Origin of the sequence: Cellulosimicrobium protaetiae, from assembly GCF_009708005.2 — a bacterium.
In the GTDB taxonomy this organism is placed as follows: Bacteria; Actinomycetota; Actinomycetes; order Actinomycetales; family Cellulomonadaceae; genus Cellulosimicrobium; species Cellulosimicrobium protaetiae.
The window spans coordinates 377092-397496 of record NZ_CP052757.1 but is presented as its reverse complement, the minus strand read 5'-3'; the positions used below and the strand labels follow the sequence as shown (position 1 = coordinate 397496).

Annotated in this window: 19 protein-coding genes and 1 riboswitch; of the genes, 11 read left to right on the top strand and 8 right to left on the bottom strand. The window is 73.6% G+C overall.

The genetic code is table 11. The features are described from left to right. Positions 1 to 15 precede the first annotated feature (15 nt). Entirely contained in the window at positions 16 to 669 is a 654-nt protein-coding gene (locus FIC82_RS01765) for an HdeD family acid-resistance protein (protein WP_154797334.1), read from the top strand. A 53-nt stretch (positions 670 to 722) separates the two neighbouring features. Further along, on the top strand, positions 723 to 1151 hold the full coding sequence (locus tag FIC82_RS01760; protein ID WP_154797333.1) for a DUF1761 domain-containing protein: 429 nt from the start codon (positions 723 to 725) through the stop codon (positions 1149 to 1151). Between the two features lie 25 nt (positions 1152 to 1176). On the opposite strand, the gene FIC82_RS01755 is transcribed toward FIC82_RS01760, so the two are convergent. Next, positions 1177 to 1590, bottom strand: a complete 414-nt coding sequence (locus FIC82_RS01755; RefSeq protein ID WP_154797332.1) for a CBU_0592 family membrane protein — start codon at positions 1588 to 1590, stop codon at positions 1177 to 1179. A gap of 216 nt (positions 1591 to 1806) precedes the next feature. Between FIC82_RS01755 and FIC82_RS01750 the strand changes: the two genes are divergently transcribed. Beyond that, a complete protein-coding gene (locus FIC82_RS01750; RefSeq protein WP_154797331.1) occupies positions 1807 to 2724 on the top strand; it encodes a LysR family transcriptional regulator in 918 nt (305 codons plus the stop codon). A gap of 20 nt (positions 2725 to 2744) precedes the next feature. On the opposite strand, the gene FIC82_RS01745 is transcribed toward FIC82_RS01750, so the two are convergent. Beyond that, a complete protein-coding gene (locus FIC82_RS01745) occupies positions 2745 to 3311 on the bottom strand; it encodes a pyridoxamine 5'-phosphate oxidase family protein (protein WP_154797330.1) in 567 nt (188 codons plus the stop codon). An 87-nt stretch (positions 3312 to 3398) separates the two neighbouring features. Here FIC82_RS01745 and FIC82_RS01740 point away from each other — a divergent pair, with 87 nt between their 5' ends. After that, entirely contained in the window at positions 3399 to 4889 is a 1491-nt protein-coding gene (locus tag FIC82_RS01740; protein ID WP_168731399.1) for a lactate/malate family dehydrogenase, read from the top strand. Between the two features lie 122 nt (positions 4890 to 5011). Continuing rightward, positions 5012 to 5887 carry a formate/nitrite transporter family protein gene (locus tag FIC82_RS01735; RefSeq protein ID WP_154797329.1) on the top strand — a complete coding sequence of 292 codons (876 nt, stop codon included), beginning with the start codon at positions 5012 to 5014 and terminating at the stop codon, positions 5885 to 5887. A 13-nt stretch (positions 5888 to 5900) separates the two neighbouring features. On the opposite strand, the gene FIC82_RS01730 is transcribed toward FIC82_RS01735, so the two are convergent. From FIC82_RS01730 to FIC82_RS01720, 3 genes are read right to left on the bottom strand one after another with little or no spacing between them, the layout of a single operon-like run. Continuing rightward, positions 5901 to 6260 carry an SdpI family protein gene (locus FIC82_RS01730; RefSeq protein WP_154797328.1) on the bottom strand — a complete coding sequence of 120 codons (360 nt, stop codon included), beginning with the start codon at positions 6258 to 6260 and terminating at the stop codon, positions 5901 to 5903. Positions 6261 to 6283: 23 nt separating this feature from the next. Further along, a complete protein-coding gene (locus FIC82_RS01725; protein ID WP_154797327.1) occupies positions 6284 to 8101 on the bottom strand; it encodes an ABC transporter ATP-binding protein in 1818 nt (605 codons plus the stop codon). After that, complete coding sequence (locus FIC82_RS01720) at positions 8098 to 10053, bottom strand: ABC transporter ATP-binding protein (protein WP_216609955.1); 1956 nt, start codon at positions 10051 to 10053, stop codon at positions 8098 to 8100. Before FIC82_RS01720 ends, FIC82_RS01725 begins: the two co-directional genes overlap by 4 nt. A 163-nt stretch (positions 10054 to 10216) precedes the next feature. Then, positions 10217 to 10325, top strand: a riboswitch (glycine riboswitch). A gap of 131 nt (positions 10326 to 10456) precedes the next feature. Here FIC82_RS01720 and gcvP point away from each other — a divergent pair. From gcvP to FIC82_RS01695, 5 genes are all read left to right on the top strand, one after another. Continuing rightward, entirely contained in the window at positions 10457 to 13450 is a 2994-nt protein-coding gene (gene gcvP, locus FIC82_RS01715; RefSeq protein ID WP_154797326.1) for an aminomethyl-transferring glycine dehydrogenase, read from the top strand. Beyond that, entirely contained in the window at positions 13447 to 14682 is a 1236-nt protein-coding gene (gene gcvT, locus FIC82_RS01710) for a glycine cleavage system aminomethyltransferase GcvT (RefSeq protein ID WP_154797325.1), read from the top strand. The genes gcvP and gcvT overlap by 4 nt, the downstream gene beginning before the upstream one ends. Positions 14683 to 14720: 38 nt before the next feature. After that, complete coding sequence (gcvH, locus tag FIC82_RS01705) at positions 14721 to 15098, top strand: glycine cleavage system protein GcvH (RefSeq protein ID WP_154797324.1); 378 nt, start codon at positions 14721 to 14723, stop codon at positions 15096 to 15098. 285 nt (positions 15099 to 15383) lie between these two features. Beyond that, the gene (locus FIC82_RS01700; protein ID WP_154797323.1) at positions 15384 to 15638 is read left to right on the top strand and encodes a helix-turn-helix domain-containing protein; all 255 of its coding nucleotides are present in this window, start codon (positions 15384 to 15386) and stop codon (positions 15636 to 15638) included. An 80-nt stretch (positions 15639 to 15718) separates the two neighbouring features. After that, complete coding sequence (locus FIC82_RS01695) at positions 15719 to 16147, top strand: (deoxy)nucleoside triphosphate pyrophosphohydrolase (RefSeq protein ID WP_154797322.1); 429 nt, start codon at positions 15719 to 15721, stop codon at positions 16145 to 16147. Positions 16148 to 16280: 133 nt separating this feature from the next. On the opposite strand, the gene FIC82_RS01690 is transcribed toward FIC82_RS01695, so the two are convergent. The 3 genes from FIC82_RS01690 to FIC82_RS01680 form a co-directional block, all read right to left on the bottom strand. Further along, the gene (locus FIC82_RS01690; protein WP_253691330.1) at positions 16281 to 16865 is read right to left on the bottom strand and encodes a P-loop NTPase family protein; all 585 of its coding nucleotides are present in this window, start codon (positions 16863 to 16865) and stop codon (positions 16281 to 16283) included. A gap of 98 nt (positions 16866 to 16963) precedes the next feature. Further along, positions 16964 to 19057 carry a glycosyl hydrolase family 28-related protein gene (locus FIC82_RS01685; RefSeq protein WP_154797321.1) on the bottom strand — a complete coding sequence of 698 codons (2094 nt, stop codon included), beginning with the start codon at positions 19055 to 19057 and terminating at the stop codon, positions 16964 to 16966. A gap of 285 nt (positions 19058 to 19342) precedes the next feature. Further along, positions 19343 to 19834, bottom strand: coding sequence for a hypothetical protein (locus tag FIC82_RS01680; RefSeq protein WP_154797320.1), 492 nt, complete (start codon positions 19832 to 19834; stop codon positions 19343 to 19345). Positions 19835 to 19953: 119 nt separating this feature from the next. Between FIC82_RS01680 and FIC82_RS01675 the strand changes: the two genes are divergently transcribed. Beyond that, positions 19954 to 20376 (top strand): VOC family protein, encoded by a 423-nt coding sequence (locus FIC82_RS01675; protein WP_253691927.1) that lies wholly within the window; start codon positions 19954 to 19956, stop codon positions 20374 to 20376. Positions 20377 to 20405: the final 29 nt, after the last annotated feature.

The following is a 20405-nucleotide window of genomic DNA, read 5'->3' as shown; positions in this document are numbered from 1 at the left end:
GACGCGGAGGCTCGGATGGGCGACGGTCGGATGTCGGGGCGCACGATCGGCACGGCACGCAGGCTCTGGGGGCTGGTCTATCTGCGCGGTGCCGCCTACCTGGTCGTCGGGGTCGTCCTCCTCTGGCGCCCCGAGGAGGGTCTGACGTGGCTGCGCTGGCTCGTCGGCGCCGTGATCGTCGCGCAGGGCGTGCTGCTCGTCGTCGAGGGCCGCCCCGACCGCACACCGGAGGGTGGTGGCGCGACCTGGCGGCTCGTCGCCGGGGTCGTGAGCGTCGTCGCCGGGGTGCTCGTCGTGGCCTGGCCGTCCATGACCGGCCCGATCCTGTTCCGTGTCGTCGGGGTGTGGGCGTGCCTCGCCGGGGTGCTCGGGGTCGTGGGCGCGCTCCGGGCACGGACGTCGCGCGCCACCGGGTGGGACTGGCAGCTCGTCAACGCGGCGCTCTGGCTCGTGCTCGGCGTCGTCATGCTCGCGCGCCCCACGACGTCGGTCGCGACCGCGGCGCTGCTCATCGGCCTGTACCTCGTCGTCGCGGGCGTCGTCCTGCTCGTCGGCGGGTTCGCGACGGGCACGGCCGTGCGGGACGCGCGCGGCGAGAGTGCCGTTCCCCCACCCGTGGGCGACGAGGCGGCCGCGCGTCTCGCCGCACCGGGCGACGCCGCCGGATAGCGGGCGAGGACACCACGCCGAGCGCAGGCGCGGAGGAGAGAAGGAGGGGTCCGATGGTCCCGGAGATCAACTACTGGGCGGTGCTGGCGGCCACCGCGTCGAGCATGCTCGTGGGGTCCGTCTGGTACACGCCGAAGGTCTTCGGCGCGTACTGGATGCGCGTCGCGAAGGTCGATCCGTCGGGCGAGGGACGCGACGCCGTCGTGCCGATCCTCGTGACCGTCGTCGTCAGCTTCGTGACCGCGTGGGTGCTCGCCGGCGCGACCTACCTCGCGTGGTCGTTCTACGGCGGTGGCTACCTCGGCAACGCGCTGCTGACCGCCGTCGTGCTGTGGGCAGGCTTCACCGCGGCGCGGTTCGTCACCCACGACGCCTTCGAGGGCAGACCGGCCGGGCTGACCGTGCTCAACGTCGCGCACGAGCTGGTCACCGTGCTCGTGATGGGCCTGCTGGTCGGGCTCATCACGCCCGCCGGGGTCTGACCGTCCGACGTCGTCGCTGGGTCCTTCAGGCGGCGAGGCCGACCTCGCGCGGCGAGGGCTCGTCGTCGGGCAGGGCCACGTCGGGGACGACGACGGCCTCGGTGGCGGGTGCGAGGTCGCTCGACGTCAGGACGGGGACGACGGCCCCGGTCGCACGCCCGTCGACGACGGCCGCACGGCGCCGTGCCCGCGCGCGCAGGAGCACGACGACGGCCTGGACGCCGATGACGATCCACACGAGGTTCGCGGCGACGGACGGCCACACGCCGTTCGCCGCGGCGACCATGCCCATGAGGCCGGCGGCGGTGAGGTTGGTGAGCTGGAAGGGCGCGGACGAGGCCGCCCAGCGGCCGCGGCTGACCATCGCGTACGCGACGACGCCGGCGGCGGCGCCGATCCAACCGAGGAACATGACGATCGAGTCGAGGGTGACGGGCACAGCGGTACTCCGGTGACGAAGAGGGGTGGAGGGGGGTACCGCGACGCTGCGGTGGCTGTGCGCTCCGGGCTTGTGGCTGGTGGCGCGGGTGGTGCGAAAGCTCGGGCGCCGACCCGTAAGGAGGAGGAGGTAACCGACCGGCGCCACGACAAGTGTGAGGGCTCGGAGGCTTCAGCACAATCGAACATCTCTGCACCGGCCGTTTAGTATCTCTACATGGCGACGGACCCACGCAGGCTTGGTTTCCTCCTTGCCGTGCACCGCGGCGGAGGCATTCTCGCGGCAGCAGATCTTCTGCACGTCACCCCGTCCGCGGTGTCCCAGCAGATCCAGCGGCTCGAGGCGGAGGAGGGCGTCGTCGTGCTCGACCGCGGCCCGCGCGGCGTCACCCTCACCCCGGCGGGCCGCGTGCTCGCCGAGACGGCCGAGCGCATCGAGACCGAGCTCGTCGAGGCGCGCAAGGCCCTCGCCGCGCTCGGGGACGAGGTCACGGGCCGCGTCGCGGTCGGCTCGTTCCAGTCGGCGATCCGCGCCGTCGTCGCACCCGTCGCGGGACGGCTGGCCGAGACGGCGCCGGGCGTCGAGCTCGACGTGCAGGAGCGCGAGCCCACCGAGGCGCTGCGCCTCCTGCGCGCGGGCGAGCTCGACGTCGTGCTCCTCGAGCGCGACTACGAGGCCGACTCCCCCGCGCCGCGCGGGACGCGCGAGATCGTGCTGCTCGACGAGCCGTGGCGCCTCGTCGTACCCGCCACGATGCCCACGCCGACCCGGCTCGACGACGTGCGCGACGCCGTCTGGCTCGGGCCCGAGCCCGGCACCGCTGCGGCCCGAGCTCTGCGCAGGCTCGAGCGTGGCCTGGGTGGGACCCTGCGCACGCGGCACAACTACTACGACTTCGACGTGGCCCTCTCGCTGGTCGCGGCCGGGCTCGGCGTCGCGATGCTCCCGGCGCTCGCCGTCGAGGGCGGCGCGTCCGACGAGGTGCCCGACGGCGTCCGGGTCGTCGGCCTGCCCGGTCTCGGGTCCCGTCGGCTCGTCGCACGCCACCGCGCGACCCGCCACGAGCCACGGCCCGTGGTCGCGGCAGTCCTCGACGAGATGGTCGCCGCCGCGGCGGGCATCGAGTTCGCCTGACGCCGAGGGAGACCACGGTTCTACCTCGGCAGACCGCGGTTCTCCCTCGGCGGGAGGTCGAAGCGGGTGGCGCCGTAGGGCTCGGCCGTGCCGAAGGCGAACACGCGCTCGGGGACGAGGCGGTAGACCGCCCATGGCGGTGGGCCGGCGGACGGTGCGCTGAACTCCGCGGTGAGCGCGTCGCCGTCGACGGTCGCGGGCCAGCCGTCGGCGCGGAACCCCGCCGCCGCGCGTTCCAGGGTCTCGGGGTCCCTGACGCGCTCGGCCCGGCCCTCGACGGTGAGGTCGAACGGCTCCGTCGCGACGGTCAGCGTGCAGCGCGGGTCGCGGTGCAGGTTGCGGTTCTTGCGCGTGCCCTCGCCGGAGCACAGGAAGATCTCCTCGTCGAGCACGAGCGCGCCGAACGGCACCACGTGCGGCTTCCCGTCGGGGTCCGTCGTCGCGAGCCACGTCGTGTGCCGGTTCGGCCCGCCGGCACCGGGCTCCTGGGGGAGCCTGCCGAACAGCGTGTCGTGCACGCGCGCCCACTCGATCGGCGGCGTGCCGTAGCCGTCGAGGTTCTTCACCGTCGGGTCGGTGGTCGTCATCGTCCTGCTCCTCTCGTCCGGTGCGTCCTCACGGTCATGACGCACCCTGTCGCCCGGACTCATCGGTCGGCGACGTAGCCTGCCGGGGTGGACGTAGCGGTGGTGGGGGCGACGGGAGACGTCGGCCGGCAGGTGTGCACGCAGATCGTCGAGCGACGGGTGCTCCCGCCGACGGCCCGGCTCCAGCTCGTGGGACGCGCGGGCGGGGCGTCGGGCCGGGCGGTGCACGGGCTGCGCGCCGACCTCGTGGACGCGTACGACGAGCACGCGCCCCTGCTCGACGTCGCGCACTCCCCCGAGGACGTCACGGCCGACGTGATCGTGGTCGCCGCGGGCCTGACGCCCCCGGCCCGGACGGGAGCCGACCCCGACCGTCGGGTCCTCGCCGCCACGAACGGCGCCGTGCTCGCCGAGTACGCCGACGCGATCGCGCGGCACGGCTCGGGGCACGAGGTGGTCGTCGTGGTGACGAACCCCGTGGAGCTCGGGGTCGCCGTCATGGCGGAGCGGCTCGGGCGGCACCGCGTGCTCGGGATGGGCGCGTGGCTCGACACGCTGCGGTTCCGGCGCGAGCTCGCGGTGGAGCTGGGCGTGCGGCGGCACCGTGTCGGCGGGTTCGTCGGGGGCCAGCACGGCGAGGACGCCGTGCCGCTGTGGTCGACGGTCCGGGTGAGCGGGCTCGACGCCGACGAGCGCGCGCGGGCCGTCGCGGCGCTGCGGCGGGGCCGCACGCTCGACGCGCTGCCCGACGAGATCGCGTCGGCGAAGACCGAGCTGGCGCGCGTCGCGGCCGAGGACATGGGCGCGGCGTTCGACCTCATCGACACGTGGCCCGCGGACCTGCGGCTCGTCACTCGGCCGTGGATGACGCACCAGTCGGGCGCGAAGACGCCGGCGGGGACGGCGAGCGCCACGGTCGACCTGCTCGAGGTGATCCTCGACGGCCGCGAGATCGTCGTCGCCGGGCAGGTGGCCCTCGACGGGGAGCTCGGGGGACGGCTCGCCGGCCCGACCGGCGGCCGCGGGGCGCCCGACGGCGGCCCGTTCCGCGGCGTGCTCGGCGTCCCGGTGGTTCTCGGACCGGGCGGGTGGACGCGCGTGCTCCTCGACGACCTCCCCGACGACGAGGCGCGCCGCCTGACCGACGCGGCGGACGGCGTCGGGCGCATGGTCGCCGCGAGCACGGCGCCGGCGGACGACGCCCGGTCGGCCGGAGGGGAGCGGGCCGGGACCGGCGCGCCCGCCCCGGGGGCGTCGACCGCGACCGGCGACCGGGCGCCGTCGGGCCGGGGCGGGGCGGAGACCGCGTGGGTCGCGACCGTGCACGGCCTCGACCAGCCGGGCACGCTCACGGCGCTGACGGGGGTCTTCTCGACGCGCGGGGTCAGCTTCGACTCGCTCGCGACCGAGGCGGTGGACGACGACGGCCGGGCGGGCCGGATCGTCGTGACGTTCCGCGCGACCCCGCGGCGCGCGCGGGCCCTCGAGCGCGCGGTCCGACGCCTCGCGACCGTGCACGCCGTCGTCGTCGACCCCGCACCCCACCCCGAGTTCTCACAGGGCTCCACGACCGGCTGAGCGACCCCGGTAACGAAGCCGCTCCCCGGCGGGAACGCGGGCGAAACCGCGGGTTCCTAGCGTGGGGCGCGCCGTCGGGCACTCCCCTGCCGCGACGTCGCCCCAGAGACCGGAGCCCGCCCATGTCCTACGTCAAGCCCGCCGAGCTCGTCCCGACGATCATCGACGCCGGTGCCAACAAGGTCCTGCTGTCCACGCGTGACACGCTCGTGCGCTCCACGATGGGCGGCGCGATCCTCGCGATCGCCGCCGCGTTCGCCGTGACGGTCACGGTGACGACGGGCCACGCGATCCTCGGCGCCGTCCTCTTCCCCGTCGGGTTCATCCTGCTGTACCTGCTCGGGTACGACCTGCTCACCGGCATGTTCGTCCTCGGCCCGCTCGCCTGGCTCGACAAGCGGCCCGGGATCACGGTGCGCGGAGTCCTGCGCAACTGGGGCCTGGTGTTCGTCGGGAACTTCCTCGGCGCGTTCGCCGTCGCGGTGATGATGGCGATCGTCGTGACCTACGGGTTCGACACCCCGCCCAACGAGGTCGGTCAGGCGATCGGGCACATCGGCGAGGGCCGCACGGTCGGGTACGCCGAGCACGGGGCGTCGGGCATGCTCACGCTGTTCGTGCGCGGCATGCTGTGCAACTGGATGGTCTCCATGGGCGTCATCGGCGCGATGGTCGCGAAGGACGTGCCCGGCAAGGCGATCGCGATGTGGATGCCGGTCATGCTGTTCTTCTTCATGGCGTTCGAGCACTCGATCGTCAACATGTTCCTGTTCCCGTCCGGCCTGCTGCTCGGTGGCGAGTTCACGATCATGGACTACCTGATCTGGAACGAGATCCCGACCGTCCTCGGCAACCTCGTCGGCGGGCTGCTCCTCACCGGCCTCCCGCTCTACCTCACGCACGGCCGCCCGGCGGCGCGTCGCGGCGGGCAGCCGACGGCTCCCGCGTCGGGTGCGGAGCCGACGACGGAGCGTGAGCTGGTCTCCGAGCCCGCCTGACCCGCGGGCCGGGTCAGCGGCGGACCTCGCGTCGCACGGCGCGCGTTCCCACGACGAGCCCGCCGACCGTGAGGGCGAGCGTCAGGCCCGTGGCGACCAGCACGACGACGAGGCCCACCTCCGCGTCGACGAGGAACAGCACCGGCGAGGCCGCGACGAGCACCCAGCCCGCGGCCTCGCTCAGCGGCCGGGCCGCGCGGTGGGCCGTCCGCCACGCCTCGTCGCTCGCGAGCGTCGTCGCGGTGCGGATCCCGGCGAGCTGGTTGCGACCGATGCGCCCGGACGCCGTCGCCCGGGCGCACCAGACGAGCAGGATCCCGGCGCCGGCGAGCACGAGCAGGAGGGCGACGTCGGCGATCGTGTCGGCGGTCATGGCTCCACCCTGTCAGACCGCGGCTACCGGTAGGCGGCGGCCTGGAGCGCGTACATCTCGGCGTACGACCCGCCCGCGGCGGCGAGCTCGTCGTGGGTGCCGATCTCGGCGACGCGCCCGCCGTCCAGGACGACGATGAGGTCGGCGTCGCGCACGGTCGAGAAGCGGTGCGAGACGAACAGCGTGACACCGCCGGACGTCGTGCCCGTCCGCCGCGCGGTCTCCGTGAACCGCTCGAACAGCGCGTGCTCCGCGGTCGCGTCGAGCGCGGACGCGGGCTCGTCGAGCGCGAGCAGGAGCGGGTCGTCGCGCAGCAGCGTGCGGGCGAGCCCGAGTGTCTGCCACTGCCCGCCCGAGAGCTGGGTGCCGTCGGCGTAGCTCGTGCCGAGCACCTGGTCCAGGCCGTCGGGCGAGCGCTCGGCGATCGGGCGCGCCCGGGCCGCGTCGAGCGCGGCCCACAGGACGTCGTCGTCGCCGAGCGCGTCCACGCGCCCGATCCCGACGTCCTCGCGCAGCGAGAGCTCGAGGCGCGCGAAGTCCTGGAACAGCGTCGCGACGCGCGACTGCCACGCGGTGGGCGCTACCTCGGCGAGGTCGACGCCGTCGGCGAGGACGCGGCCCGACGTCGGCCGGTACAGCCCGCACAGGAGCTTGACCAGGGTGGACTTGCCGGCGCCGTTCTCCCCCACGAGCGCGACGGTCGCCCCCGCGGGGAGGTCGAGCGTGACGCCGTCGAGCACGGGACGGTCCGCGCCGGGGTAGGTGAACGTCAGGTCCTCGACGCGCAGCCCGTGCGCGAGGCGCGCGGGGAGCCGCCCGACGGCGGGCTCGCCCTCGGCGGCCACACCGCCCGGGGTGCCCACCGCGCCAGGAGGCGTCGCCGTCGCGCGCAGCTGGAGGAGCTTCTCGACCGTCCGCCCGGCGTCCTGGAGGTTGCCGAACAGCGACAGCGCGCCCGCGACCTGGGTGCTGACCTGGATCGCGAGCGTGACGACGAGCACGACCTGGCCGATGGCCGCCGTGCCGGACGCGGCGCTGCGGAGCACGAGCAGGACAGCAGCCCCGTAGGCGAGCGCGAACCACACCTGGCCCGCGGCCCGCAGCAGCGCGGAGCGCCGGTGCGCGCTCCACAGGACCGTCGTCGTCCGGTCCCACGCGGCGCGCTGCCGGTCCGCGACGAGGTTCCGTGCGCCGAAGAGCCGGATCTCCTTGGCCGACGATCCCGACGTCCCGGCGGTGACGAGGTGCCGGGAGAGGCGGACGTCGTCGGCCGCGGCGTCGCGCGCGGCGTCGAGCACCCGTTGCGCGCGGTCGGCGAACCAGACGGGCGGCAGGGCCGCGAGGGGCAGCAGGAGCAGCCACGGCTCGACGAGGCCGAGGATGACGGTGGTGACCAGGACCTGGAGCACCATGCCGCCGAGCTGGAGCGTGCCCTCGAGCGCCAGCCGGACACGCTGCAGCCCCTCCGTCACCGACGTGAGGAGCCGGACGCGCTCCGGGTCCTCCAGCTCGGCGAGGTCCGTCGACCCGTGCGTGAGCTCCGCGACCTCGTCCAGCAGGTAGAGCTGCTGGAGGTCCGCGACCTCGAAGTACGACAGGTGGGCGAAGTGGCCCAGCATGAGCTCGGCGACGACGAGCGCCACGACCGCGCACGCGAGCCCGACGGCGCGCGCGACGTCCGCGTCGACCATCGCGTCGGTGAACAGCCCCAGCCCGACGCCGACCAGCGGGCCCGCGAGGAACCCGACCGTCAGGAGCACGCACGCGACCAGCAGGCGGCGCCGGTCCGTCCGCCAGGCGTGGGCGAGCATGAACCGGGCGGCGAGCGCGACGCGCTTCATCGGGCACCTCCGGAGGTCAGGGCCGTCGCGGGGCCGGTCGCGTCGAGCTCGTGGTCTGGGTCGAGGTCCGGGTCGTCGGGCGAGTCGCTGCGGAACCGGCGGGCCTGGAGGACGAAGAGCTCGGCGTAGCGGCCGTCGGCGGCGAGCAGCTCGTCGTGGGTGCCCTGCTCGACGACGCGGCCCTCCGCGATCACGACGATCTGGTCGGCCGGGCGGACGGTCGAGAAGCGGTGCGAGATGACGACGGACGTCACCGCGCGCTCGCGCGCCACCGAGGCGACCGCGCCGTGGGCGAGGAAGCGCTCGAAGAACTCGGCCTCGGCGCGGACGTCGAGCTGCGCCGTCGGCTCGTCGAGCACGAGGACGTCCGCCCCGCCCGAGACCGCGAGCAGGGCGCGCGCGAGCGCGACGCGCTGCCACTGCCCGCCCGACAGGTCGCGGCCGCCCGCGTACCCGCCCGAGAGCACGGTGTCGAGACCGTCGGCGAGGCCGTCCACGACGCCGTCCGCCCCCGCGGCGCTGACCGCCTCGCGCAGCCGGTCGGCGTCGTCGCGCAGCCCGGGCGCGCCGAGCCCGACGTTGTCGGCGACGGAGAGCTCGAGACGGACATAGTCCTGGAAGATCAGCGCGAGGCGCCGTCGCCACGCCTCGACCGGCAGGTCGCGCACGTCCACGCCGTCGACCGTGATGCGCCCCCGCGTCGGCTCGTACAGGCGCGCGAGGAGCTTGGTCGTCGTCGTCTTGCCGGCGCCGTTGAGCCCGACGATCGCCGTCGACGTGCCAGGGACGAGCTCGAGGTCGAGGCCCCGCAGGACCCACGCGCCGTCGTCGGCGTACCGGAACCACACGTCCTCGAACCGGATCACGCCCCGCGGGACGGGGGCGTCGTCGTCCTCGCCCGTGCGCTCGGGCGTGGCCGACCGCAGTCTCTGCTCGAACCGCTCCAACGCGTCGAACGACAGCAGGCCGAACTGCGTGCGCATGTCGCACTCGGGGAAGTACACGCCGAACCGCAGCGGGATGAGCACCGCCTGGATCGCGACCCCGAGCGCGAAGAGGTCGAGCGAGTCGTCGAGCGCGACCAGGACCAGGACGATCGCGCCACCGACCAGGCCGATCACCGAGAAGCCCACGAAGGGCCAGAGCTGGAGCCGGCGGTTGACCGCCCACTGGGGTTCGAGGTAGCCCATCGACTCGCGACGCAGGCGGTCGCGCAACCACCCGAGGATGCCGAGGAGTCGGACCTCCTTGGTGACCCCCGGCGTGGTCGCGAGCTCCCGCAGGTAGTACATCCGGCGCCGCTGGGGGTGCAGGGTCTTCCAGATCGGGGTGAGCTTGCTGAACGTGCCCCGCACCCCCGCGCGCATCGCGAGGGCCGTCGCGAGGATCACGGCACCGGCGAGGGGCGAGACGACGACCGCGACGAGCACGGCCGCGCCGACGAGCTGCACGTAGCGGCCGACGAGCGGGACCAGCGCCCCGGCAGCGTCGCCGGGGCTCATGCTCTGCCGCGCGAACGCGGCGCGCGCGTCGGCGACGACGTCCAGCACCTCGGAGTCGTCCAGGAGCGCGAGCGGGGCGTCGGAGAGCGCCGCGTCGAGGAGCCGGTCGATGCAGCGCTGGTCGACCCGCCGCCCGATCGTCTCGACGATCCCGGTCTGGAAGGGCGCGAGGAGCTGCTGCACGACGAGCGCGCCGACCGCGACGCCGAACACGGCGAGGAGGTCGCCCCACCCGGCGCTCGCGGCGCCGTCGGTCATGCTCGGCAGGAGGAAGAGCACGCGGCCCAGGGCGACGATGGACACGAGCGGCAGGAGCGCGAGGACGACGCTCAGGATGAGGCCGACCGCCACGATCGGGATCCCCGCGTGCCGCAGCAGCCCCCACATCGTGGTCCAGCGCCGGACCCGCTCCCGCCGTGACGGCTGCTGCACCGTTCCCTCGGTCGTCATGACTCCCCCACGTCGCGTCGTCGCCTCGTCGCTGCGACGCTAGCGCGGATCGTTCGGGGTCCGTAGTTATTACCCGTCGGATGAGACGACGGCGGCCCGGACGCCTCGGCGCGAACGGCGACCCGACCGGTATGATCGAGCCCACAACTGCAGTACTGCCGCCCGAACCACGACGGGAGAGCTCGGCGCCACGGTCCGGCGGACCTGGTGCCGGCGCCGAAGGAGCAACTCCTCCCCGGGAATCTCTCAGGCCCCCGTACCGTCGAGGTGAGGCAACTCTGGAAAGCGGCCGTGCGCTCGTCGGATCTCCGGCGGCCTCGGCCCACCGACGGTGCAAGTCGGCGCGCCCCGGCCCTCGCGGCACGGCGGACCGGCAAAACTCTCAGGTCGACGCGTGCGTCCGATGACAGAGCGGGGAGGGACCCGCCGTCGTCCCCTCCACCGGGAGTCCCTCGTGACCCAGCCGTCCTTCGACCCCAGCTCGCGGCACAACGCCGCGACCGGTGCCTTCGCACCGCGCCACCTCGGCCCGCGCGGTCGCGAGGTGGGTGTCATGCTCGACCAGCTCGGGTACGACTCGCTCGACGCGCTCGTCGACGCGGCCGTCCCGGCGGCGATCCGCACCGACCGCCCGCTCGACCTGCCCGCGGCGCGCACGGAGACCGAGGTGCTGGACCACCTGCGCGCGCTGGCCGGCAAGAACGTCGTCAAGACGCAGATGATCGGGCTCGGCTACTACGGCACCGTCACTCCCCCGGTGATCCGCCGCAACGTCCTCGAGTCCCCCGCCTGGTACACGGCGTACACGCCGTACCAGCCGGAGATCTCGCAGGGTCGTCTCGAGGCGCTCCTCAACTTCCAGCAGGTCGTCGAGGACCTCACGGGCCTCGACGTCGCGAACGCGTCGCTCCTCGACGAGGCGACCGCGGTGGCCGAGGCGGTCGCGCTGATGTGGCGCGCGTCGCGCGCGAAGAGCGGCTATGTCGCGCTCGACGCCGACCTCTTCCCGCAGACGCTCGCGGTGACGCTGGGCCGCGCGCACGCCGTCGGGCTGCCCGTGGTGGTCGCGGACCTGTCGGGTGGGCTCGACGCCGGGCTCGCCGCCGCGCGGGCGGCGGGGGCCTTCCCCGCCGGGGTGGACGACGACGCGCAGCTCGTGGGCGTCGTCGTCCAGCAGTCCGGGGCGTCGGGACGCGTCGTGGACTGGCGCCCCGTGGTCGCGGAGGCGAAGGCGGCGGGTGCGCTCGTGACGGTCGCGAGCGACCTCCTGGCCCTGACGCTGCTGGTCTCCCCCGGCGAGCTCGGCGCCGACGTGGCCGTCGGCTCGGCCCAGCGGTTCGGCGTCCCGCTGTTCTACGGCGGCCCGCACGCGGCCTTCATGGCGGTCCGCAAGGGTCTCGAGCGCTCGCTCCCCGGCCGCCTCGTGGGCGTCTCGATCGACGCCGACGGCGACACGGCCTACCGCCTCGCGCTCCAGACGCGCGAGCAGCACATCCGCCGCGAGAAGGCGACGAGCAACATCTGCACCGCGCAGGCGCTCCTCGCGATCGTCGCGTCGATGTACGCGGTCTACCACGGCCCCGACGGCCTCCGCGCGATCGCCGAGCGCACCCACGCCCACGCCGTCACCCTGGCAAGCGCCCTCCGCGCCGGCGGCATCACCGTCGAGCACGACACCTTCTTCGACACCGTCCGCACCGTCGTCCCGGGCCGCGCCGACGACATCGTGCGCGCCGCGGCAGCCGCAGGCATCAACCTGTACAACCCCGACGCAGACCATGTACAGATCGCCTGCGACGAGACCACCACCCCCGCGACCCTCACCGCGGTGCTGCAGGCTTTCGCCGCGTCGGCGCCCACCGACGCCGCCTCCCCCACCGGACCCGACCACGAGCTCCCGACGTGGGCACGACGCACGACCGGATACCTCCAGCACCCCATCTTCCACCTGCACCGCTCCGAGACCTCGATGCTCCGCTACCTGCGCCGCCTCTCGGACAAGGACCTGGCGCTGGACCGCACGATGATCCCGCTGGGCTCGTGCACGATGAAGCTCAACGCGACGGCCGAGATGGAGGCGATCTCGTGGCCGGAGTTCGCGAACATCCACCCGTTCGTGCCTGCTGACCAGGCGCTCGGCTACGAGGAGCTCATCGGCGGCCTGGAGTCCGCGCTCGCGGAGATCACGGGCTACGCCGGGGTGTCGGTGCAGCCGAACGCGGGCTCGCAGGGTGAGTTCGCGGGCCTGCTCGCGATCCGTGACTACCACGTGTCGCGCGGCGACACGGAGCGCGACGTGTGCCTCATCCCGGCGTCGGCGCACGGGACGAACGCGGCGTCGGCGGCGCTGGCGGGCCTGCGGGTCGACGTGGTCAGGACGGCCGAGAGCGGTGAGGTCGACCTCGACGACCTGCGTGCGAAGCTGGCCGACCACGGTACGCGGGTCGCGGCGATCATGATCACCTACCCGTCGACGCACGGCGTCTACGAGGAGCACGTGCGCGAGGTGTGCGACCTCGTACACGACGCCGGGGGTCAGGTGTACATCGACGGGGCGAACCTCAACGCGCTCGTCGGCCTGGCCCGCCCGGGAGAGTTCGGCGGCGACGTCTCGCACCTGAACCTGCACAAGACGTTCTGCATCCCGCACGGCGGGGGAGGGCCCGGCGTCGGCCCGGTCGCCGTCGCCGAGCACCTCGTCCCGTTCCTCCCCGGCGACCCGCTCGCGCCGGGCGCGTCCACCGCGACCCCCGTCTCGGCGACGCGGTACGGGTCGGCGGGGATCCTGCCGATCTCGTACGCGTACGTCGCGCTCATGGGCCCGGACGGGCTGACCGAGGCGACGAAGACGGCGGTCCTCACGGCGAACTACGTCGCGAGCCGCCTCGCCGACCACTACCCGGTGCTCTACACGGGCCCGAACGGCCTCGTCGCGCACGAGTGCATCCTCGACCTGCGCGGGATCACGGCGGAGACGGGCGTGACGGCGGAGGACGTCGCGAAGCGCCTCATGGACTACGGGTTCCACGCGCCGACGCTGTCGTTCCCGGTGGCCGGCACGCTCATGGTCGAGCCGACCGAGAGCGAGGACCTGGCCGAGCTCGACCGGTTCGTCGAGGCCCTGATCGCGATCCGCGGCGAGATCGACGCCGTCGCCGCGGGCCGTTGGGGCGTCGAGGAGTCTCCGCTGCGCGGCGCCCCGCACACCGCGGCGGCCCTCGTCGCCGAGTCGTGGGACAAGCCGTACTCGCGCGAGCTCGCGGCGTACCCGGTCGCGAGCCTGCGGTCCGGCAAGTACTGGCCGCCGGTGCGCCGCATCGACGGTGCCCGGGGCGACCGCAACCTCGTGTGCTCGTGCCCGCCCCTGGAGTCCTACGTGACGGGAGACCTCGTATGACCGACCAGCCGACCGACCAGCCGACCGACGCGCCGACGGACGGGCAGACCGACCGGCACAGCCCGCTGCACGACGAGCACGTCGCGCTGGGCGCGAACCTCACGAGCTTCGGCGGGTGGCTGATGGCGCTGCGCTACACGTCGGACCTCGCGGAGCACCGCGCGGTCAGGGAGGCCGCGGGCCTGTTCGACCTGTCGCACATGGGCGAGATCGAGGTCGCGGGGCCGCAGGCGGCGGCCGCGCTGGACCACGCGCTCGTCGGCAACCTCACGGCGGTCACGCCGGGGCGGGCGCGCTACACGATGATCTGCCAGGAGGACGGTGCGGTCCTGGACGACCTCGTCGTGTACCGCCTGGGGGAGGAGCGCTTCCTCGTCGTCGCGAACGCGGGGAACGCGGAGCTGGTCGCGCGCGAGCTCGTGACCCGCGCCGCGGGCTTCGACGCCACCGTCACGGACCAGGGTGCCGCGACCGCGCTCGTCGCGGTCCAGGGTCCGCGCGCGGAGCAGATCGTCGCGGGTCTGACCGACGCGGCCGACGTCGCCGCGGCGCAGGCGGTGCGCGACCTCAAGTACTACGCCGCGGTCCCCCTCGTGCTGCGCACCGACGCCGGGCCGGTCGACGCGCTCGTCGCGCGCACGGGCTACACGGGGGAGGACGGCTTCGAGCTGTTCGTCCCCGCGGGCCGCGCCGCCGACCTGTGGCGCACGGTGCTCGCGGCGGGTGCGCCGCTCGGCCTCGTGCCGGCGGGCCTGTCCGCGCGCGACTCGCTGCGTCTCGAGGCGGGCATGCCGCTCTACGGGCACGAGCTCGACACCACGACCACGCCGTACGAGGCGGGTCTCGGTCGCGTGGTGAAGCTCGACAAGACGGACGACGACGGCGCGCCGCTCGAGTTCGTCGGCCGGGCCGCGCTCGCCGCGCGTCGGGCGTCGGCTCCCGCACGCGTGCTCGTCGGGCTGAAGGGCCTGGGCCGTCGACCTGCCCGGGCGGGGTACGCCGTCGTGATCCCCGACGGTGAGCCCGGGGGAGCGGTGGGGGAGTCCGCGCGTCGCATCGGCACCGTGACGTCGGGGGCGCCCTCGCCCACGCTGGGCCACCCGATCGCGATGGCCTACGTGACGCCGGAGCTCTCCGCCGAGGGCACGGAGCTCGCCGTCGACGTGCGCGGCCGGGCCGAGCCCGTGGTGGTCGTACCGCTCCCGTTCTACCGTCGTCCTCAGCAGTCCTGACCCGCCCCCTCGTCCCGAACATCTCGAAGGAGAACCCCATGACCGAGGCCCAGTTCCCGGCCCACCTGCAGTACACGGCGGAGCACGAGTGGATCGACGGCTCGAACCCGGCCGTCATCGGCATCACCGCGACCGCTGCCGAGGCCCTCGGCGACATCGTCTACCTGGAGCTGCCGGAGGTAGGTGCCGAGGTGACGGCGGGGAGCGTCATCGGCGAGGTGGAGTCCACCAAGTCCGTGTCGGAGCTGTTCTCGCCCGTCACGGGGACCGTCGTCGAGGTGAACCAGGCCGCGATCGACGACCCGGCGGTCGTCAACTCGGACCCGTACACCGACGGCTGGCTGTTCAAGGTCGACGTCCAGGAGACCGGTGACCTGCTCACCCCGGACCAGTACGCGGCGCACGTCGGGAACTGATCTCCCGGTAAAGTGTGACGTAGATCACACCCTGGAACCGGCGTCAGAGGGCGTCCCGAGCCCGTGCTCGGGCCTCTCCGGCGCCGGTTCCGTGTGCCACGAAAGGCGCCCCTACCTGCACTGATGCACAGAAGTCGATGATGCGCACGGGCTGCGGGACCTCTCGCGAAAGTCCGGGGTGAAAAGTCGCGTCATGAACGGGACCTTCGCCCATCTCTTCTTGTAGCAACACACCGGAACTCGCCACGTGGGGATGACGTGACCGGAGAGCATCTGGAGGAGAACATGAGCACCATCGAGCTGGTCCGCCCCATGGCGGCCCCGTCGGAGCTGATCGCCGCGCCGATCGCCCCGCTGACCCGCCGTGAGCGGGTCGTCCTGTCCAACCTGTCTGAGGACGTCACGCTCGAGCAGATCGCCACCAAGCTCTTCGTCACGCGCAACACGGTCAAGTCGCAGGTCCGCAGCCTCTACCGCAAGCTCGGCGTCTCGACGCGCGCCGAGGCCGTGGCCTGGGCGCGGGCCGCCGGCCTGCGCTGATCGAACGGCGGGGCGGCCCGGTCGCGCCGTCGGCGTGACCGCGTCACCCGCACGACACAGCGTCGTGCGACACTCCGCGTATGACTCTGCGCAGACTGGTGGTGGCCGCGGCGATCGTCGACGATCTCGTCGCTCCGCGGCTCCTGCTCAGCGCGCGCCGGTCACGACCGTCGCACCTCGCAGGCCGCTGGGAGTTCCCCGGGGGCAAGGTCGACCCCGGGGAGACCCCGACCGAGGCGCTGCACCGCGAGCTGCGCGAGGAGCTCGGCGTCGAGGTCGAGCTCGGCGACGAGATCGTAGGCCCCGACCACGGGGCGTGGATCATCACGGACCGCCACGTCATGCGCCTGTGGTTCGCCCGCATCACCGCGGGGGAGCCGCAGCCGCTCGTGGAGCACGACGAGCTGACCTGGCTCGACGCCGGCAGCTGGCTTTCGGTGCCCTGGCTCGACGCCGACGTGCGGATCGTCGAGGAGCTGACGCGTCAGGTCGCGCCCGAGGCGGTCTGACGGGGGCGTCCGACGCTGCCTGCCGACACGACGCCGGTCTGACGGTGCCGGTCTGACGTTTGCTGGGCTGACATTGCCGGGCTGATCATGCCGCTGACGTTGATGTGCGACCTCGGCCGGTCTGGTGGTCGCCTCAGCGGGCGTCGGCCGGCAGCCCCGCGAGCCACTGGGCCGACTCCCGTCGCGTGCGGAGCCGCACCACGACGACGTCCGGTGCGTCGCGCGCGACCACCGCGGGCAGGTCGCGGTACTGGTGGCGCGTCGACCAGGCCCACCGGACGATGTTCTCATCCGGTGCCTTGTACCAGGTGCGCCACAGCGGCGGCTCGACGTTGCCGTTCCACAGCACCTCGCGCCGCACCGACCGGCGCACCGTGCGGGTCACGACCTGCCGCATCGTCACACGGGTGGGCAGGTCGAGCCAGACCAGCACCTCGGCTCGCGCGAGGACGAGCGGTCGCGCGGTCGTGTACTGCCACTCCGTGACGAACGCGTCTTGCGCGACGAGCGTGCGGACGTCGTCGAGGAACGCGGGCCGCGGCGTCCACGCGGGCCCGTGGTGGAGCGCGTCGAGCTCGGTGTACGGGATCCCCAGCCGCGCGCCGAGGCTCCGCGCGAGCGTCGTCTTCCCCGCGCCGGACACTCCGGCCACCGCGATCCGCCGCGGCACCCGCCCGAGGCGCGCGACGACGTCGTCGTCCGGTCCGAGAAGCAGCACCGGCCGACCCTACCCGCCCCCCCACCCGTGAGTGCATGAAATAGTCGCGGCAGAATCGATTCGACCGCGACTATTTCATGCACTCAGCGGGGGTGGGGTCAGCCGACCGGCTGGACCCAGGGGGACGGGGCCGGGGGAGCGACGACCGGCGGGCGGTCGTTGCAGCTCGGTGCGTTGGGGGCGAACCGGCCGAGCCAGTTCACGGTGCCCGGCTCCCACGGGCTGAGCGACGTGCCGTCGTTGCCGCCGAGGTCGGTGAGCGTGAACTCGGTGCCGCCGTCGGGGAAGTTGAACGCGCCGCAGTTGTTCACGCCCGCCCAGCCGACGTTGCGCGCGTCGACGTTCTCGAACGACGCTTCGCCGCGCACGCGCGCGCTCACGACGGACGTCCCGGTGCCGTCGACCCGCACGTCCTTGAACGCGACGCCCTCGATCGCGACCTGGTCCTTCACGCCCCAGTCGGACACGAGCATGATCGCGTTGTACGTGCTGTCGAGGTAGTGGTCGCCGGTGACGCGGACGTCGGCGTCGATGTCGCGGTCGAGCGCGTAGAACCAGATCGCGCCGAGCCCGACGTTCCAGTTGAGCTCGTACGTGCCCGCCCGGACGGCCGTGTTGTCGGTGAGGTCGAGGTAGCCCGCGAACGGCTCCGCCCCGAACCGCGACCCGACGTGCAGCCCGCTGCCCTCGCGCACGGGGTCGGCGACGAGGTTCGCGCGGACGGTGTTGTCCGTGCCGCCGTAGATCGCGATGCCGTTGGCGAGGGTGTTGGACTGGATCGTGTTCCGCTCGAACACGTTGCCGGTGTTCTGGAGCTTCTCGGACCACATGGCGAGGCCGTCGTCGCCCGTGCTCCGGACGAAGTTGTTCCGCACGACCGAGTCCGTCACGCCCCCGTGGAAGTTCAGCGCGTCGGCGATCTGGTCGACGATCACGTTGTTCTCGACCCTCAGGTTGTTCATCGGACCGTCGAACCACAGGCCGACCTTGGTGTGCTGGAGGTACAGACCGGAGATCGACGAGTCGCTGAGCGCACCGCCGACGCCGTTGACCTGGTCGGTGTCGATGCGCTCGCGCACGTCCCCGACGATCGCGAAGTCGCGCAGGTGGACGTTCTTGCTGCCACCCTCGTCCGAGTACTTCCCGTAGAACCCGACGCCGGTGTGCACCGAGCCGTCCGGGGCCGGCGTGTCGAGCGCGACCTCCGTGCCCTTGAAGATCGTGTACCAGCTGCCGGCACCCTGGATGGTCACGCCGTCGACGAGGACGTGCCGGTTCACCTGGTAGACGCCTGGCGGGACGTACACCTCGAGGCGGTGCTTCTTGGCGAACGCGATCGCCCTGTCGAGCGCGTCGGCGGAGTCGCGGCGGCCGGTCGGGTCGGCCCCGAACAGCAGCGCGTTCGCCGCGAGCAGCCGGATCTTGGGCGGCGCGACCTTCTCCGAGTCGAGCAGGTCGACGACGGTCCACTCCGCGGCGCCGCGCGTGGGCACCGCGAGGCGGACGACGTCGCCCTTCCTGTACGTCTGGCCCAGCAGCAGGCGCTGCTCGTCGTAGAACTTCATGGGCCGGAACGGCTTCTCGAACGTCGGGGCCGGCGTCGTCTCCGCGGGGACGCACGCGCACTCGGTGACCCACCAGCCGGGCTGGAGCAGGTCGGCCGTCGGGTCGTTCGTGAACGGGTACTGGTTGTACAGGTAGGAGTACTCGGACGTCAGCGTCATGCGCCGGTCGAGGCCGACCTTCTTGCCGCCGCGCAGCACCGACACGTCGAGCGGTGACGTGATGCCGCCGCCCGCGGGCGCGTCGGGGATCGCGTACCGGACCGTGATCGCGTTCGCGTCCGCGGGGAGCGTGAACTCGACGTTCTGCCCGGGCTCGAGGCGGACGGCCGAACGACCCGAGGCCTCGGCCTCGATGGTGTACGCGTCGCGCCCCGGGCCGATGACCGTGCCGGTCGTCACGGCGTTCTCCGCCTCCTGCTCGAGGAACGGGACCGCTGCGCCGCGCCCCTCGACGAGCGACGGGTCGACGGCGGCCCGTGTCACCACGGCGGGGGTCGGGGGTGGGGGCGTGCCGTGGGCGAGGGCCGACGACGCGGTGCCCGCGACGAGCGTGAGAGCGACCGCCGTGGCCGTCGCGACCCGGGCGCGGTGTCGCCGCGTCGCGGGGTGGTTCGTGCTGCGAATCATCGTTGACCCGTCTTCTCTCGGGAGGCGAGACGCCTCCGTGCTCACCGGCGGGCGTGCTGACCCGCCGGTCCGCTGTGCGGTCGCACCTCCGCACAGGGCCGTTCGTGCCGAACACTAGGCCGTGGTCACAATGAGCACAAGGGGATGCGGTGATCTTGCGTTGTGCAGTTCACTTCTTGCGCAGCATCGCAGGGCACCGTCCCGGAGCGCCACGACACCCGGCTGCGCGGTCCGGGCGGCGAGGAGGCAGGCTCCGAGGGTGCAGACGTGCGCGCGCCGGAGACGTCAGGGAGCGTCGTCACCCTCGGCCGTCGGCTCCGTCAGCTCCGTCGGCTCCGTCGGCTCCGTCGAGGTGTCGCTGCCGCTTCCGCTGTCCGGAGCGGCGGCCCGGGCGCGGAGCATGCTCGCGACGTCGGCGAGCGTGCTGCCCAACGCCCGCGGCGCGCGCTCGGGGCGGAGGTACCTCGCATCGTCGTCCACCCTGCCCACGTCGTGTCCCGTCTCGGGAGGGCCGCCCCGCCGGGGATCGGGCTCGGCGTCGAGCCGCTCGTCGACCCAGGAGTCCGGGCGTGCGTCGGGATCTGCGGCTGCCGACGAGGCCCCGTCCCGGTCCAGGGTTCCGCCGCCGGCGCCCTGCACCACGCGACCACCCCCCGAGCGCCACGCGAGCGTCGCCTCGACGAGGCGACGGTAGACGCCGGCGTCGAGCGGGTCGCGCAGCCATGCGTCCGCAGCCTCGGCGACGTGTCGTGCGAGGCGTCCGTCCTTGTCCGTCACGTCGGGTTCGCCTCCGGGCGGGTCGTCGGGTCTCTCACGGCTCATCCTCCCGTGCCGGGCGGCGACCTGCTTGCGAGCGGCCGCGTGCGGCGGGACGGTGGAGGGCGGAGGTGGTCGACGTGGCGGACGGGGTTCCTCGGGTCGCCCAGGTCGTGCTCGACACGACCGACGCCCGCGCGCTCGCCGAGTTCTACCGCGCGCTCCTCGGGCTCGAGTACCGCGCGGGCGACGAGCCGCCCGCACCGGGCGAGCCGGACCCCGCTGGCGAGGACTGGCTCGTGCTCCGGCCTCCTCCCGGCGGGATCCAGCTCGCGTTCCAGCAGGTCGCCTCGCTCCCGCCGTCGACGTGGCCCGAGGGCGGGGTCCCGCAGCAGATGCACCTCGACTGCACCGTGCCGGACGTCGCGGAGCTCGACCGACAGCACCGTCGCGCCCTCGAGCTCGGGGCCCGGCTGCTCCGGGACCGCTCGGACGACCCCGAGGAGCCGCTGCGCGTCTACGCCGACCCCGCCGGTCACCCGTTCTGCGTGTTCGTGGGCTGATCGGCCCCCCGGCGGCACGTAGGGTTCAG